The sequence below is a fragment of the Micromonospora sp. NPDC005553 genome (genome assembly GCF_042871765.1).
GTDB lineage: Bacteria > Actinomycetota > Actinomycetes > Mycobacteriales > Micromonosporaceae > Micromonospora.
Genome location: NZ_JBIAJD010000014.1, coordinates 1 through 13,630, shown reverse-complemented (window position 1 = coordinate 13,630; position 13,630 = coordinate 1). Strand labels below are relative to the sequence as shown.

The 13,630-nt window shown below is 71.7% G+C and carries 14 protein-coding genes; 12 read left to right on the top strand and 2 right to left on the bottom strand.

The features are described from left to right. The first annotated feature begins 77 nt into the window (after positions 1-77). From ACFYPG_RS32430 to ACFYPG_RS32405, 6 genes are all read left to right on the top strand, one after another. Positions 78-374 carry a DUF503 domain-containing protein gene (locus ACFYPG_RS32430; RefSeq protein ID WP_238671751.1) on the top strand — a complete coding sequence of 99 codons (297 nt, stop codon included), beginning with the start codon at positions 78-80 and terminating at the stop codon, positions 372-374. 126 nt (positions 375-500) lie between these two features. Next, a complete protein-coding gene (rbfA, locus tag ACFYPG_RS32425) occupies positions 501-989 on the top strand; it encodes a 30S ribosome-binding factor RbfA (RefSeq protein ID WP_355009567.1) in 489 nt (162 codons plus the stop codon). Next, positions 986-2,035, top strand: a complete 1,050-nt coding sequence (locus ACFYPG_RS32420; protein ID WP_387355016.1) for a bifunctional oligoribonuclease/PAP phosphatase NrnA — start codon at positions 986-988, stop codon at positions 2,033-2,035. Before rbfA ends, ACFYPG_RS32420 begins: the two co-directional genes overlap by 4 nt. A gap of 101 nt (positions 2,036-2,136) precedes the next feature. Then, positions 2,137-2,544: a hypothetical protein gene (locus tag ACFYPG_RS32415; RefSeq protein ID WP_210784728.1), complete on the top strand. Its 408-nt coding sequence runs from the start codon at positions 2,137-2,139 to the stop codon at positions 2,542-2,544. After that, a complete protein-coding gene (locus ACFYPG_RS32410; protein ID WP_181548655.1) occupies positions 2,544-2,753 on the top strand; it encodes a DUF6186 family protein in 210 nt (69 codons plus the stop codon). The genes ACFYPG_RS32415 and ACFYPG_RS32410 overlap by 1 nt, the downstream gene beginning before the upstream one ends. 496 nt (positions 2,754-3,249) lie before the next feature. Beyond that, positions 3,250-4,575 (top strand): MATE family efflux transporter, encoded by a 1,326-nt coding sequence (locus ACFYPG_RS32405; RefSeq protein ID WP_387355014.1) that lies wholly within the window; start codon positions 3,250-3,252, stop codon positions 4,573-4,575. Between the two features lie 22 nt (positions 4,576-4,597). Here the strand turns inward: ACFYPG_RS32405 and ACFYPG_RS32400 are convergent, their stop codons facing one another. Next, entirely contained in the window at positions 4,598-5,596 is a 999-nt protein-coding gene (locus ACFYPG_RS32400) for a hypothetical protein (protein WP_387355012.1), read from the bottom strand. Positions 5,597-5,606: 10 nt separating this feature from the next. Then, on the bottom strand, positions 5,607-5,909 hold the full coding sequence (locus ACFYPG_RS32395; RefSeq protein ID WP_355009563.1) for a hypothetical protein: 303 nt from the start codon (positions 5,907-5,909) through the stop codon (positions 5,607-5,609). Positions 5,910-6,109: 200 nt separating this feature from the next. On the opposite strand from ACFYPG_RS32395, the gene truB reads away from it, so the two are divergent. The 6 genes from truB to dapB all read left to right on the top strand — a co-directional run bounded on the left by truB (position 6,110) and on the right by dapB (position 13,476). Further along, the gene (gene truB / locus ACFYPG_RS32390) at positions 6,110-6,994 is read left to right on the top strand and encodes a tRNA pseudouridine(55) synthase TruB (protein WP_355009562.1); all 885 of its coding nucleotides are present in this window, start codon (positions 6,110-6,112) and stop codon (positions 6,992-6,994) included. A gap of 76 nt (positions 6,995-7,070) precedes the next feature. Beyond that, a complete protein-coding gene (locus ACFYPG_RS32385; protein ID WP_355009561.1) occupies positions 7,071-8,000 on the top strand; it encodes a bifunctional riboflavin kinase/FAD synthetase in 930 nt (309 codons plus the stop codon). A gap of 199 nt (positions 8,001-8,199) precedes the next feature. Beyond that, positions 8,200-8,469, top strand: coding sequence for a 30S ribosomal protein S15 (gene rpsO, locus ACFYPG_RS32380; RefSeq protein WP_030337594.1), 270 nt, complete (start codon positions 8,200-8,202; stop codon positions 8,467-8,469). Positions 8,470-8,695: 226 nt separating this feature from the next. Then, on the top strand, positions 8,696-11,077 hold the full coding sequence (locus ACFYPG_RS32375; protein WP_355009560.1) for a polyribonucleotide nucleotidyltransferase: 2,382 nt from the start codon (positions 8,696-8,698) through the stop codon (positions 11,075-11,077). 47 nt (positions 11,078-11,124) lie between these two features. Then, positions 11,125-12,549 carry a M16 family metallopeptidase gene (locus ACFYPG_RS32370; protein WP_387355010.1) on the top strand — a complete coding sequence of 475 codons (1,425 nt, stop codon included), beginning with the start codon at positions 11,125-11,127 and terminating at the stop codon, positions 12,547-12,549. A 159-nt stretch (positions 12,550-12,708) separates the two neighbouring features. After that, the gene (dapB, locus tag ACFYPG_RS32365; RefSeq protein WP_387355008.1) at positions 12,709-13,476 is read left to right on the top strand and encodes a 4-hydroxy-tetrahydrodipicolinate reductase; all 768 of its coding nucleotides are present in this window, start codon (positions 12,709-12,711) and stop codon (positions 13,474-13,476) included. Positions 13,477-13,630: the final 154 nt, after the last annotated feature.

Genomic DNA, 13,630 nt, shown 5'->3' with positions numbered 1-13,630 from the left:
CGCTGATCAAGGGGTTTACGCCACTCGGCGTAAACCCCTTGATCATGCGGGGCGGGTTGGCGGTATCGTCCGGGGCGATGTTCACCGGAACCGCGGTCTTCGACCTGCTGCTGCCGGGCGACTCCAGGTCGCTCAAAGCCAAGAGATCATATGTACGGCCGATCGTGGCGGCGCTGCGCCGCTTCGAGGTGTCGGCCGCCGAGGTGGGTGCGCTCGACCTGCATGGTCGAGCGCAACTGGCGGTGGCCGTGGTGGCCGCCGAGACGGCGCACGTCCGCGAGGTGCTCGACTCCTGTGAGCGCCTGGTGGCCAATCGCCCCGAGGTCGAGTTGCTGTCGGTTCGACGCCGGCTCTACGGTGCGGACGACGACTGACCATGGTGCCGGCTGTGCCGGGCGACCGGAGCGGCCCCGAAGGTAATGTTCGAGATGTTGGCCGGTCGGCCGGCGGCCTCCGGGTCGCCGGGTCGACCGGAAGCAGGACGCCGTGGAGGTGGCGAGATGTCTGATCCGGCCAAGGTACGCCGGCACGCGGAACGGGTGCGTGAGCTGGTCGCGTCGGTGGTGCGGAGCCAGATCAAGGACCCGCGGCTCGGGATGATCACCATCACCGACGCCCGGATTACCGCTGACCTGCGTGACGCGACGGTGTTCTACACGGTGCTCGGGGACTCGGTGGCCCAGGCGGACACCGCCGCGGCGCTGGAGAGCGCCAAGGGGATGCTGCGCAGCACTGTCGGCAAGGCGCTCGGGCTGCGCCACTCGCCGACGCTCGCGTTCGTCCTCGACGACGTACAGGACCAGGTCAAGCACATCGACGACCTGCTCGCCGCCGCCCGCAACGCCGACGCCGAGGTGCAGCGGCTCGCCGCCCAGGCGAAGTACGCGGGCGAGGCCCAGCCGTACCGGGTGGATGACGAGGACGATGAGACGGACGAGGCCGACGAGGCCGACGTCAAGGAGACCCCGCGGGGTGGGGAAGCGCGGTGACCAGCACCGCCAGCGCAGCGTTCGTCGCCTCGACCGGGCTCGGCCCGACCGAGGCGGCGTGGGCCGAGGCCGAGGCGTTGGTGCGGGCTCTCCCGCCGACCGCCCGGGTGCTGCTGATCTGCCACATCAATCCGGACGGCGACGCGCTGGGCAGCATGCTCGGCTTCGGTCTGGGCCTGCGGCAGCTCGGCGTACGCGACGTGCAGGCGACCTTTCCCGGGCCGCCGGAGGTGCCGGAGCCGTTCCGAGGGTTGCCGGGTCTGGACCTGCTGGTCCCGGCGGACGCCGCCGACCCGGCGCCCGATCTGGTGATCTGCTTCGACGCGGCGAGCGAGTCGCGTCTCGGCGAGTTGGCCGGGCGGTTGTCGTCGGCGGGTGCGGCGTTGGTGCTCGACCACCACGCCTCCAACCCCGGTTTCGGCACCGTCAACCTGGTCGACCCGGGGGCTGCGGCCACCTCTGTCGTGGTCGAGCAACTGCTGGCCCGGCTCGGGGTGGTGGTGGATCCGGCCATCGCCGAGTGCCTCTACGTGGCGCTGACCACTGACACCGGTTCCTTCCGGTTCGCGGCGACCACTCCGGCGGTGCACGAGATGGCCGCCCGACTGCTGGCGACCGGGATCTCACCGGGTGACATTTCCCGGCAGGTCTTCGACACGCGGCCCTTCGGCGCGGTCCGCCTCTTTGGCGAGGTGCTCGGCCGGGCTCGACTGGAGCCGGCCGCCGCCGGAGGTCGGGGTCTGGTCTGGACCTTCGCCACCCTCGATGACCTGGCCCGGCACGACCAGCAGCCGTACGTGCTGGAGGCGCTGATCGACTCCGTGCGCTGCACCGCCGAGGCGGATGTGAGCTGTGTGGTGAAGCAGACCAGGCCGGCCGAGTGGGCGGTGTCGATGCGCAGCAAGGGCGCTGTGGACGTCAGTCGGGTCGCGGTGGCGCTGGGTGGTGGTGGGCACACGTTCGCGGCCGGGTTCACCGGTCGGGGCACCGTCGAGCAGGTGGTCGAGTCGATCCGCGGTCAGCTGGACGCTGCGCTTACCGGCTGACGCGCCTTCGGCCGCCATCGATCTGCCGGTCTCGAAGATCAGGGTCAGCTCCGGGGAGTGTTGGTCTTCCCGCCTTCCGTGATACCGGGAAGAATTGCGGGATGGAGCAGCCGCACGACCTCACCGTGGAGGCCCCCCGCGCCTGGGACCGGCCCGCCGTCTCCGTTCCCGTCCTCGTCTGCCTCTCGCTCGTCGGTGGCCGGTTCGCGTCCTTCTCGACCGAGGCGAATCTGTTCACCCTCGGGACGGGTGGGGTGCTGATCTGGCTCGGTCTGAGCAACCGGGTGCCCCGCCGGCCGGCGCCGCGCCGACTGGGCGCGGGAGCGGCCTGGTGGGCGGTGCCGGTGGTGGTCTTCGGGGTCTTCGAGGGCGTGACCTTCGTGCTGGCCGCCGGCGATGACTTCCCCACCTTCTCCCGGCTGGCCGACCCTCTTCTGGAGGATCAACTGACCAGGTCGGCAGCCTGGTTCGCCTGGTTGGCCGCCTTCTGGGGGCTGGTGCGGCGATGATGCGCGCGCTCGCGATCGGCGGCTTCCTCGCCGCGCTGATCCTCTTCGCGGTGGTCGAGTGGATGGCCCGGCGGGAGGGGTCGCGGATCCCCACCCTTGGCGAGGTCTGTGCCTACGTGATGCGCTACGAGGTCGGTTCGGTGCCGGTGGGCCGGATCGGTCTGTTCGGGTTCTGGTGGTGGCTGGGCTGGCACTTCCTGGCCCGCTGAGCCGGGTTGCCGACCGTCCAAATGGCGGGAACCGTAAGCAGTATGTGGACCTGAACGATAACTTGGGAGAAGGCCGGTGCCGCCTGGCGGTGCAGGTCATGGGCGGTGGTGCCACACCCCGCACTGCCTCCCTCCAGGGTCGGATCGACCCGGGCTCACGCTGCCCAGTCGGCTGCTCCGGTAACCCCGGACCGCCGTGGGGCGCTCAGCAGGACCGCCCGTGAGGGCCGCCGTGTGTCGGCGGCTCACGCCCTGGGAAGAGGAGCGCCACCATGCCGAACAAGCCCAAGCCCGAGACCACCACCGACGACGCCCGCGAGCAGGCCCGCCGCGCACTGCAGACGTCGATGGACACCCGCCAGTGATCCGACCCCGCCGACGGTGATCCCTCGGATCGGTGCGGGGCGGGAGATTCGGCCAGCTCCGGGCGCACCGGCGAAGGTAAGTAGTCGGCGGGATTGCGATCCTTACCGCAGCCGTGCCAGGATCGGCCGCGATGAGCCAGACCGCCACCACCGCCCACCAACCCGCCTCGCCTCGGCGGATCGCCGCGCTCGCCCTGCCGGCCCTCGTGGTGCTCGCCGCCGAGCCGCTCTACGTGCTGGTCGACACCGCAGTGGTCGGTCACCTCGGCCGGGTGCCGCTCGCCGCGCTCGCCGTCGGCGGCACTGTCATGACGCTCACCGCCTGGGTCGGCACAGTGGTCGCCTACGGCACCACCGGACGCACGGCCCGCCGCTTCGGCGCGGGTGACCGGGCTGCCGCCGTCGCCGAGGGCGTCCAGTCGTCCTGGTTGGCGCTCGGTGTCGGTCTGCTGATCGCGATCGGCATGCAGTTTGGCGGGGGCGCGCTCGCCCGTACCCTCGCCGGTGGTGGTGGCGAGGTCGCCGACGCCGCCGCCCAGTGGTTGCGGATCGCGGCCCTCGGCGCTCCCGGCCTGCTCCTCGCCGCCGCCGGCAACGGCTGGCTGCGCGGCGTGCAGGACACTCGCCGCCCCCTGTACTTCGTGCTCGGCCCCAACCTGCTCTCCGCGCTGCTCTGCCCGCTGCTGGTCTATCCCGGCGGGTTGGGTCTGGTCGGCTCGGCCGTGGCGAACGTCGTCGCGCAGACGCTCTGCGGAGTGCTCTTCGCCGCCGCCCTGGTCGGTGAACGGGTGTCGCTGCGCCCTCAACCCCGCGTGATCCGCCAGCAACTGGTGCTCAGCAGGGACCTGCTGATCCGTGGGCTGGCGTTCCAGGCCAGCTTCCTGTCCGCGACCGCCGTCGCCGCCCGCTTCGGCGCCGCCGCCGTCGGTGCCCACCAGATCGCCCTGCAACTCTGGTTCTTCACCGCCCTGGTCCTCGACGCCCTCGCCATCGCCGCGCAGTCCCTGGTCGGTGCCGCGCTCGGCGCCGGCGACGACGCGGGTGCGCGGGCGCTCGCCCGCCGGGTCGGGCTGCTCGGCGGCGTCTGCGGCGTGGGCTTCGCGCTGCTCGTCGCCGCCGGCGCGGGCGTGGTGCCGTCGTGGTTCAGCTCCGATGCCGGGGTACGCGAGCAGGCCATGGTGGCCTGGCCGTGGTTCGTCGTCATGCTGCCGCTGGCCGGGGTGGTGTTCGCCCTCGACGGCGTGCTGATCGGCGCCGGCGACGTACGTTACCTGCGCAACCTCACCATCGTGGCGGCGCTCGGCGGCTTCCTGCCGGCCATCTGGCTGGCGTACGCGCTCAATCTCGGGCTGGGCGGCATCTGGGCCGGGCTCACAGTGTTCGTGGTGATCCGGCTGGTCGCCCTGTTGCTGCGACTGCGCAACGGCAGGTGGGCGGTGACCGGCGCGGTCCGCTGACCGGGTCGCCGGGGCCCACCTGTCAGCAGCGCGTGGTGGTCGGCGCGGGCGCTGCCAGGTCGAAGATCGTGCCCGGGTCGCCCGCGGGTATCCGCTTCCCGTGCAGGGCAGCCAACCAGTACTGCTCTCGGATCCAGCCGTCCCGCAGTTGACCGCAGTCCGCGTTCCAGGTGATGGCCTCCGCTGAACCGAGCCACAGGCCCTTGGAGGATGCCTGCACGTCGTCCGGGTGCGGCATCTGCCAGACCACCCGGTCGCGGACCGCCACCACAGCGGCACCGGCAGGTGCCCGCGGGTCCACGTTGAACGGGTACGCCCACACGAACTCCGTGGAAACCTCCAGCAGTCGGATCCCCTTCTCCTCGGTGGTGGCCCGGTAACTGATCCGGCCCGCGGCTCGCGCGCCGGGCTTCCACTGCGACGGCGACGCCATCCGGGTCGCGTACCGCAGGAAGCTATTGCTGGCGAAGTCCGGCCGGAGCTGCTCGCGGGCGTCCGCGGCGAGCAGTGCGAGGAACGGCTCTGGATCACCCATGAACATCGAGGTGTCGAGCCGGCTCTGGATCAACGCTTTGCGCACCGACTCCAACGCGGTTCGCACCTGGGCAGCGGTGAACGGCCCGGTGGCCTTGGCCGCCGGCATCCGTACGGCCTCCTCGCCCGGCGCGAAGGCGGCCGCCGGCGACCCGGCGAAGAGGTCCCGGGGCTCGCCGACCCTGCTGACCGGCGGGGTGGGGCTCGGGGTGGGGCTCGCCGAGGTGGAGGCCTGGACGTCATCCGCGATCCGGCCGACCAGGACCACCCCGCCGACGACCATCAGCAGTGCCAGCACCAGCCCGAGGCCGAGCAGCAGCGCGCCGTTGTGCCGGGCCGAGAAGAAGCGGACCCGGTCCCACCCGGTGGGCTGGTGCTCGACCTGCGGTGACCGCAACCACTCCGGTAGCTGGACCGGGTTGACCTGCGCTACCGCGGTGGACGGCGGTGGCGGGTCGACCGGGTCCGCCGGCGGGGTGTTCTCCACGCTTCCTCCGTCAGTATTCGCCGCTGGTGGCCAGCGCGAGCAGGTAGTAGGCACCGGTCACCAGGGCGGTGCCGAGGACGGCGGCCACGACGAACGACAGCACGGCGACGATGTGCGGATGCGACTCGCTCCACCGGGTCCGGCCGCGCCAGCGCCACACCGCCCGGCGGGCGGCCCGCAGCGCCGGCCAACCCTCGATCAGGTCATCGACGTAGCGCATCGGGGTACGACGCTGCGGCGTCGGCTGCCGCATCCACTGCGGCAGGTCGACCCGGGCGCGGTGCTCGTGGCCCGGAGGTCGGTCGGAGGTCATCGGCGGTCCTGATCTCGGGGCGACGGCAGCGGGCGGATGATCTTCGCATCACGACGGTCGGTCGGTTGCCCCGCCCGACATTCCGCCAGATGGACGCCCTGTCCCCACAAAACGACTCAGGACGCGTTGGCAGAGGCTCGGGTCACGCGGGGCGTGCCCACGCCCCGCGGAGTACGGGCCATCTGGCAGGCTTGGCCGACGTGAGCACCGATGGTCTGATCGTGGTCGACAAGCCCGGCGGCATGACGTCGCACGACGTGGTGGCGCGCATCCGCCGACTGGCGAAGACCCGGAGGGTCGGGCACGGCGGCACTCTCGACCCGATGGCGACCGGCGTGCTGGTGATCGGTGTCGGCCGGGCCACCCGGCTGCTGACCTACGTGATCGGCGCGGGCAAGAGCTACACCGGCACGATCCGGCTCGGCCAGACCACAGTCACCGACGACGCCGAGGGCGACGTGACCGCCACCGTGCCGGCCGGGCAGGTCACCGACGACGCGATCTCCTCGGCGCTGGCCGGACTGAGCGGCGAGGTCGACCAGGTGCCGAGCGCGGTCAGCGCCATCAAGATCGACGGGCAGCGGGCGTACAAGCGGGTCCGCGACGGGGAGAGCGTCGAGCTGCCGGCGCGGCGGGTCACCATCTCCCGGTTGGAGGTGCTGGCGATCCGTCGCACCGAGCCGGACGTGGTGGACGTGGACGTGGACGTGACCTGCTCCTCCGGCACGTACATCCGGGCCATCGCCCGGGACGCCGGCCTGGCGCTCGGCGTCGGCGGGCACCTCACGGCACTGCGGCGCACCGCGGTGGGCGGCTTCACCCTCGCCGAGGCGGCGACCCTCGACGAGCTGGAACAGCGCGCTCCGGACGTGGTGAACCTGCCACTGGACGCGGCGGCCGACCGGTTCTTCGCGCGCCGGGAGGCCACGCCGGACGAGGCCCGGGTGCTCGCCCATGGTGGGCCGTTGGACCCGGCCGGCCTCTCCGGGCCGTACGCCGTCTTCGGGCCGGCCGGCGGCCTGATCGCTATCGTCAGCGAGCGGGACGGGCGGGCCCGCGCGGAGATCGTGCTCGCACCGGCCTGACAGCGCAGCGCAGGTCCGTCGGCCCGCAGCCGGCGGTGTCGACCCGCCGGCCGGCGGGACAGCAGAGAGGAACGGCATGCAGCGGTGGCGGGGCTACGACGCGGCGCCTGGCGGATGGGGACGCTCGGTGGTCACCATCGGCGTCTTCGACGGTGTGCACAAGGGGCACCAGGCGACCATCGGGCACGCCGTGGCCCGGGCCCGCGAGTTGGGCGTGCAGTCGGTGGTGGTCACCTTCGACCCGCACCCGGCCGAGGTGGTCCGCCCCGGTTCGCACCCGGCGGTGCTCACCGAGCCGGCCCGCAAGGCCGAGCTGATCGAGGCGCTCGGCGTGGACGTGCTCTGCGTGGTGCCGTTCACCCCGGAGTTCTCCCGGGTGCCGGCCGAACAGTTCGTGCACGACGTCCTGGTCGAGCACCTGCACGCCGCTTTGGTGGTGGTCGGCGGCAACTTCCGCTTCGGGCACCGGGCCGCCGGCGACGTGGCGTTGTTGGAACGGCTGGGTCAGACGTTCGGCTTCGGCGTGGAGGGCGCCCCGCTGGTCGCCGAGGCCGGCACCGTCTTCTCCTCCACGTACATCCGGTCGTGTGTCGACGCGGGTGACGTGGGCGCGGCGGCCGGCGCGCTGGGCCGCCCACACCGGGTGGAGGGCGTCGTGGTCCGCGGCGACCAGCGGGGCCGGGAGCTGGGCTTCCCCACCGCCAACCTGCTCTGCCACCGGTACGCGGCGGTGCCCGCCGACGGCGTGTACGCGGCCCGGCTGATCCGCCGCGGTCAGCACGAGCCGCTGCTGGCGGCGGTGTCCGTGGGTACCAACCCGACCTTCTCCGGCCGGGAGCGACGGGTGGAGGCGTACGCGCTGGACTTCACCGGCGACCTGTACGGCGAGCGGCTGGCCCTGGACTTCGTGGCGCACCTGCGGGGCCAGATCCGGTACGACTCGATCGAGCCGTTGATCGCCCAGATGAATCAGGACGTCGAGCGCACCCGGCGCGTACTGGCCTGATCGTGCCGGGGTGCCGGGCCGCCACCGAGGCCCTTCGCCGGGTGTTACCGGCGAGTGCTGGTAGTCTTGCCGGGACGTCGGGTGACCGGCGTGGGGCCTCGCGTGCCTGCTCGACGCCGCGGGTGCGAGGTACCGGTCCGTTCCCGGTCCATCGGGACGACGGACACCCACTTGATCAACCCATCGAAACAGGGAGAACATGGCGCTCGATCAGGAAGCCAAGGCCAGCATCCGCGCGGAGTACGCGACCGCCGAGGGCGACACCGGTTCGCCGGAGGTCCAGGTAGCGGTCCTCACCAAGCGGATCGCCGAGCTGACCGAGCACCTGAAGGTGCACAAGCACGACCACCACAGCCGCCGTGGGCTGCTGCTGCTGGTCGGCCGTCGCCGTCGGTTGCTCAACTACGTCCAGAAGAAGGACATTGCCCGCTACCGGTCGCTCATCGAGCGGCTCGGTCTGCGCCGGTGACGTGACGGGGGAGTGGCCGCTCGGCTACTCCCCCGTACCGCGTCCCACCTGAAGAAACACGGGCCGCGCGACCACCCGAGAGGGAGCCGGTCAGCGTACCGGTCTCCGGTAGTGGCCCCCGGGAACCCGGCATCATGCCGGCCACCCGGGCGCTTCGATCGAAGACCGGCCGGCTGAGCAGCTCCCCGATGTCGTGGGCCCACGACGCGAAGGAGCACGACAGCACATGACCGAGACCAAACTCGGCACCGAATCCCGCACCGCCGTGATCGACAACGGGTCCTTCGGCACCCGCGAGATCACCTTCTCCACCGGTCGGCTGGCTCGCCAGGCCGCCGGTTCCGTCATCGCCCAGCTGGGCGAGACGGTTGTTCTCTCCGCCACGACCGCCGGTAAGCACCCGAAGGAGCAGTTCGACTTCTTCCCGCTGACCGTCGACGTCGAGGAGCGGATGTACGCCGCGGGCCGCATCCCCGGCTCGTTCTTCCGCCGTGAGGGCCGGCCGAGCGAGGACGCGATCCTCACCTGCCGCCTGATCGACCGGCCGCTGCGCCCGTCCTTCGTGAAGGGCCTGCGCAACGAGGTCCAGGTCGTCGAGACCATCCTCGCGCTCGACCCGCAGCACCCGTACGACGTCGTGGCGATCAACGCCGCCTCGATGTCGACCAAGCTCTCCGGCCTGCCGTTCTCCGGCCCGATCGGGGCGACCCGCGTCGCCCACATCGACGGCCAGTGGGTCGCCTTCCCGACCCTGGAGGAGCTGGCTCGCGCCACCTTCGACATGGTCGTGGCCGGCCGCACGCTCGAGGACGGCGACGTCGCGATCATGATGGTCGAGGCCGAGGCCACCCCGAACGCCGTCGCCCTGATCTCGGCCGGTGCCACCGCCCCGACCGAGGAGGTCGTCGCCAGCGGCCTGGAGGCCGCCAAGCCGGCGATCCGTGAGCTGTGCCGCGCGCAGAGCGAGCTGGCCGAGGTCGCCGCCAAGCCGGTCACCGAGTTCCCGGTCTTCCTGGACTACCAGGACGACATCTACGACGCCGTCGCCGAGTTCGCTCGCGGTGACGTGGCCGAGGCGATCACCATCGCCGGCAAGGCCGACCGCGAGGAGGCCCTGGACCGGGTCAAGGCTCGGGTCGCCGAGGAGCTGGGCGCTCGGTTCGAGGGTCGGGAGAAGGAGCTCAGCGCCGCCTTCCGCTCGCTGACCAAGTCCGAGGTGCGCAACCGCGTGCTGCGCGAGCAGGTCCGCATGGACGGCCGCGGCCCGCGTGACATCCGGGCGCTCACCGCCGAGGTCGGCGTGCTGCCCCGGGTGCACGGTTCGGCGCTGTTCGAGCGGGGCGAGACCCAGATCCTGGGCGTCACCACGCTGAACATGCTCCGGATGGAGCAGATGGTGGACACGCTGTCCCCCGAGAACCGCAAGCGCTACATGCACAACTACAACTTCCCGCCGTACTCGACCGGTGAGACCGGCCGGGTCGGCTCGCCGAAGCGTCGCGAGATCGGCCACGGTGCGCTCGCCGAGCGTGCGCTGATCCCGGTGCTGCCGTCGCGCGAGGAGTTCCCGTACGCCATCCGGCAGGTGTCGGAGGCGCTCAGCTCCAACGGCTCCACCTCGATGGGTTCGGTCTGCGCGTCGACGCTGGGCCTGCTCTCCGCGGGTGTCCCGCTGAAGGCGCCGGTCGCCGGCATCGCGATGGGGCTCATCTCCGACGAGGTGGACGGCAAGACCCAGTACGTGACGCTGACCGACATCCTCGGTGCCGAGGACGCGTTCGGTGACATGGACTTCAAGGTCGCCGGCACGCCGGAGTTCGTCACCGCACTCCAGCTCGACACCAAGCTCAACGGCATCCCGTCGGACGTGCTGGCTGCCGCGCTGCAGCAGGCGAACGAGGCCCGGCAGGTCATCCTCGGTGTCATGAAGGCCGCGATCGAGGCTCCGGCCGAGATGTCGGACTACGCGCCGCGGGTCACCACCGTCAAGATCCCGGTCGACAAGATCGGCATGGTGATCGGCCCGAAGGGTCAGACCATCAACGCGATCCAGGACGAGACCGGCGCCGAGATCTCCATCGAGGACGACGGCACGATCTACGTCGGCGCCACCAACGGCCCGTCGGCCCAGGCGGCCGTCGACCGGATCAACGGGATCGCCAACCCGACGCTGCCGAAGCAGGGCGAGCGCTTCCTCGGCACGGTGGTCAAGACCGCCGCGTTCGGCGCGTTCATCTCGCTCCTGCCGGGCCGTGACGGCCTGCTGCACATCTCCAAGGTGGGCGACGGCAAGCGGGTCGAGCGCGTCGAGGACTTCCTCAACGTCGGTGACCGGGTCGAGGTCGAGATCGCGGACATCGACGCCCGCGGCAAGATCTACCTCGACAAGGTCCGCCCGGAGGGCACCGAGGCTCCGGCCGCCGGTGAGGCCGCCGCTGGCGACCGGCCGGCTGGTCGGGACCGGGGCGACCGGGCTCCGCGTGACCGTGGCGACCGTGAGCGTGGCGGCGACCGTGGCGGGCGTGGCCCGGAGCGCGGCGGCGAGGGTGGCGGCGGCGAGGGTGGCGAGGGCGGCGAGCGTCCGCGCCGTCGGACCCGGCACAGCTGACCGTCGCACAACGCATCACCCACCCCTCGTCGAACCGGGAGCAAGTCGTGAGTCGGGCCATCAGCGCGCCGTTTCCACCGGATCGACGGGGGGTGGCCCCCGGCTGGCGGGCCAGCCAAGCGAGTCGAGTTCGGGACACCGGGGCGGGCCGCTCCGGCGGCACCGCCCGCGCGGTGACCCGGACGCTCAGCGACGACCCGCTGGGCGGCACGGTACGTCGTACCGTGCTGCCCAGCGGTCTGCGCGTCCTCACCGAGGCGATTCCGGCGATGCGCAGCGTGTCGTTCGGCATCTGGGTGGCGGTCGGCTCGCGTGACGAGACCGGCCCCCAGGCCGGTGCCGCGCACTTCCTCGAGCACCTGCTCTTCAAGGGCACCCACAAGCGGACCGCACTGGAGATCTCCTCGCAGATCGAGGCGGTGGGTGGCGAGACCAACGCCTTCACCACGAAGGAATACACCTGCTACTACGCCCGCGTGCTGGACGAGGACCTGCCGCTGGCGATCGACGTGATGTGCGACCTGGTAGCGGACTCGCTGTTGGAGCCGGCCGACGTCGAGACCGAGCGTGGCGTGATCCTGGAGGAGATCGCCATGCACGACGACGAGCCGGGTGACGAGGTGCACGACCTCTTCGTCCAGGCCGTCTACGGCGATCACCCGCTGGGCCGGCTGATCTCCGGCACCTCGGAGACCGTCACCCCGATGACCCGGCGGCAGATCCAGACCTTCTACCGGGGTCGCTACACCGCGCCGCAGATCGTCATCGCCGCCGCCGGCAACCTCGACCACGCCGCAGTGGTCAAGATGGTCCGTCAGGCCGTGCGCGGAACCCCGCTGGACAGCGACCCGGCCGGCCCGGCGCCGCACCGCGCGGCGACCCCGGCGGTACGCACCAAGCCGGCGACCACACTGGTGGAGCCGAAGGAGACCGAGCAGGCACACGTCATCCTCGGCTGCCCCGGCATCGACCGGCTCGACGAGCGGCGGTTCGCCCTCGGGGTGCTCAACAACGTGCTCGGCGGTGGCATGTCCAGCCGTCTGTTCCAGGAGATCCGCGAGCAGCGTGGCCTCGCGTACTCGGTCTACTCCTACGCCAGCCAGTACGCCGACACCGGCCTGTTCGCCGTCTACGCCGGCTGCGCGCCGGGCAAGGTGGACGAGGTGCTGGCCCTGACCCGCGCCGAGTTGGCCCGGGTGGCCGCCGACGGGTTGACCGAGGCCGAGGTGGCCCGGGGCAAGGGGATGAGCAAGGGCTCGTTCGTGCTCGGCCTGGAGGACACCGGTTCCCGGATGAGCCGTCTGGCCAAGGGTGAGTTGCTCTACGGCGACCTGATGCCTGTCGACGAGCTGCTCCGCCGGGTCGACGAGGTCACAGTGGAGGACGTGAACGTGCTCGCCGCCGAGCTGCTCAACCGGCCGATGTCGCTGGCCGTGGTGGGCCCCTTCGGCGCGGGCGACTTCGCGGTCTGAGTCCTTCCGTCGCCAGCGCGGTCTGAGTCCTTCCACCGTTGCGCGGTCTGAGTCCTTCCGCCGCGGCGCGTTGCGGCCCTTTCGCGCGTGGCATCCCGGCGGGTGGATGCCCCGGATCCGGCCGGAAGGGCCCGTCCCGATTGGGATAGGTTGTGCCCCGTGACTGACGAGCAGGAGGAGACCCCCGCCGGGCTGGTGCGGGTCGGCGTGTTCGGAGCCCGTGGCCGGATGGGCATCGAGGTCTGCAAGGCTGTCGACGCCGCCGACGACCTCGCCCTGGTGGCGTCGATCGACCAGGGTGACGACCGTTCCGCCGTCTCCACCGCCGAGGTGGTCGTCGACTTCACCACGCCGGACGTCGTCATGGGCAACCTCCAGTGGTGCATCGAGCAGGGCATCAGCGCGGTGGTCGGCACGACCGGCTTCACCGAGCAGCGGCTGGAGCAGGTGCGCGGCTGGCTGGCCGACAGGCCCGAGGTGGGCGTGGTCATCGCCCCGAACTTCGGTATCGGCGCGGTACTGATGATGCAGTTCGCCGCGCGGGCAGCCCGACACTTCGAGTCCGTCGAGATCATCGAGCAGCATCACCCGCGCAAGCTGGACGCCCCGAGTGGCACCGCCACCCACACCGCCCGGCAGATCGCCCGGGCCCGCGCCGAGGCCGGCCTCGGCCCGGTCCCGGACGCCACGAAGGACGAGGTGCCGGGTGCGCGCGGCGCCGACATCGACGGGGTACGCGTCCACGCGGTGCGCGCCACCGGCCTGGTGGCCCACCAGGAGGTGCTGTTCGGCGGTACCGGCGAGACGCTGACCATCCGGCACGACTCGTACGACCGGGTGTCGTTCATGCCGGGTGTGCTGCTGGCCGTCCGCGCGGTGCGCAACCGCCCCGGCCTCACCGTCGGCCTGGACGCCCTGCTCGACTGAGCTCAGACCTTCCCGCTCCCTCGTTGCTGGCACAGATCTTGGACAGTTTCCGTCAGCGGGGCGGGCTCAACCGGTGGTTGCAACACCGAGGAGCTGGGTCATTTTCTCACCTGGGGTGGCCCAGCCCAGGGTCATTCGGGGGCGGTCGTTGAGT

What these genes read in the sequence shown, in the direction of transcription:
- ACFYPG_RS32375 (WP_355009560.1), top strand. Translation starts at nt 8,696, where the DNA reads ATGACCGAGACCAAACTCGGCACCGAATCCCGCACCGCCGTGATCGAC.
- ACFYPG_RS32385 (WP_355009561.1), top strand. Translation starts at nt 7,071, where the DNA reads ATGCAGCGGTGGCGGGGCTACGACGCGGCGCCTGGCGGATGGGGACGC.
- ACFYPG_RS32430 (WP_238671751.1), top strand. Translation starts at nt 78, where the DNA reads ATGTTCACCGGAACCGCGGTCTTCGACCTGCTGCTGCCGGGCGACTCC.
- ACFYPG_RS32415 (WP_210784728.1), top strand. Translation starts at nt 2,137, where the DNA reads ATGGAGCAGCCGCACGACCTCACCGTGGAGGCCCCCCGCGCCTGGGAC.
- ACFYPG_RS32395 (WP_355009563.1), bottom strand. Translation starts at nt 5,909, where the DNA reads ATGACCTCCGACCGACCTCCGGGCCACGAGCACCGCGCCCGGGTCGAC.
- rpsO (WP_030337594.1), top strand. Translation starts at nt 8,200, where the DNA reads ATGGCGCTCGATCAGGAAGCCAAGGCCAGCATCCGCGCGGAGTACGCG.
- rbfA (WP_355009567.1), top strand. Translation starts at nt 501, where the DNA reads ATGTCTGATCCGGCCAAGGTACGCCGGCACGCGGAACGGGTGCGTGAG.
- ACFYPG_RS32405 (WP_387355014.1), top strand. Translation starts at nt 3,250, where the DNA reads ATGAGCCAGACCGCCACCACCGCCCACCAACCCGCCTCGCCTCGGCGG.
- ACFYPG_RS32410 (WP_181548655.1), top strand. Translation starts at nt 2,544, where the DNA reads ATGCGCGCGCTCGCGATCGGCGGCTTCCTCGCCGCGCTGATCCTCTTC.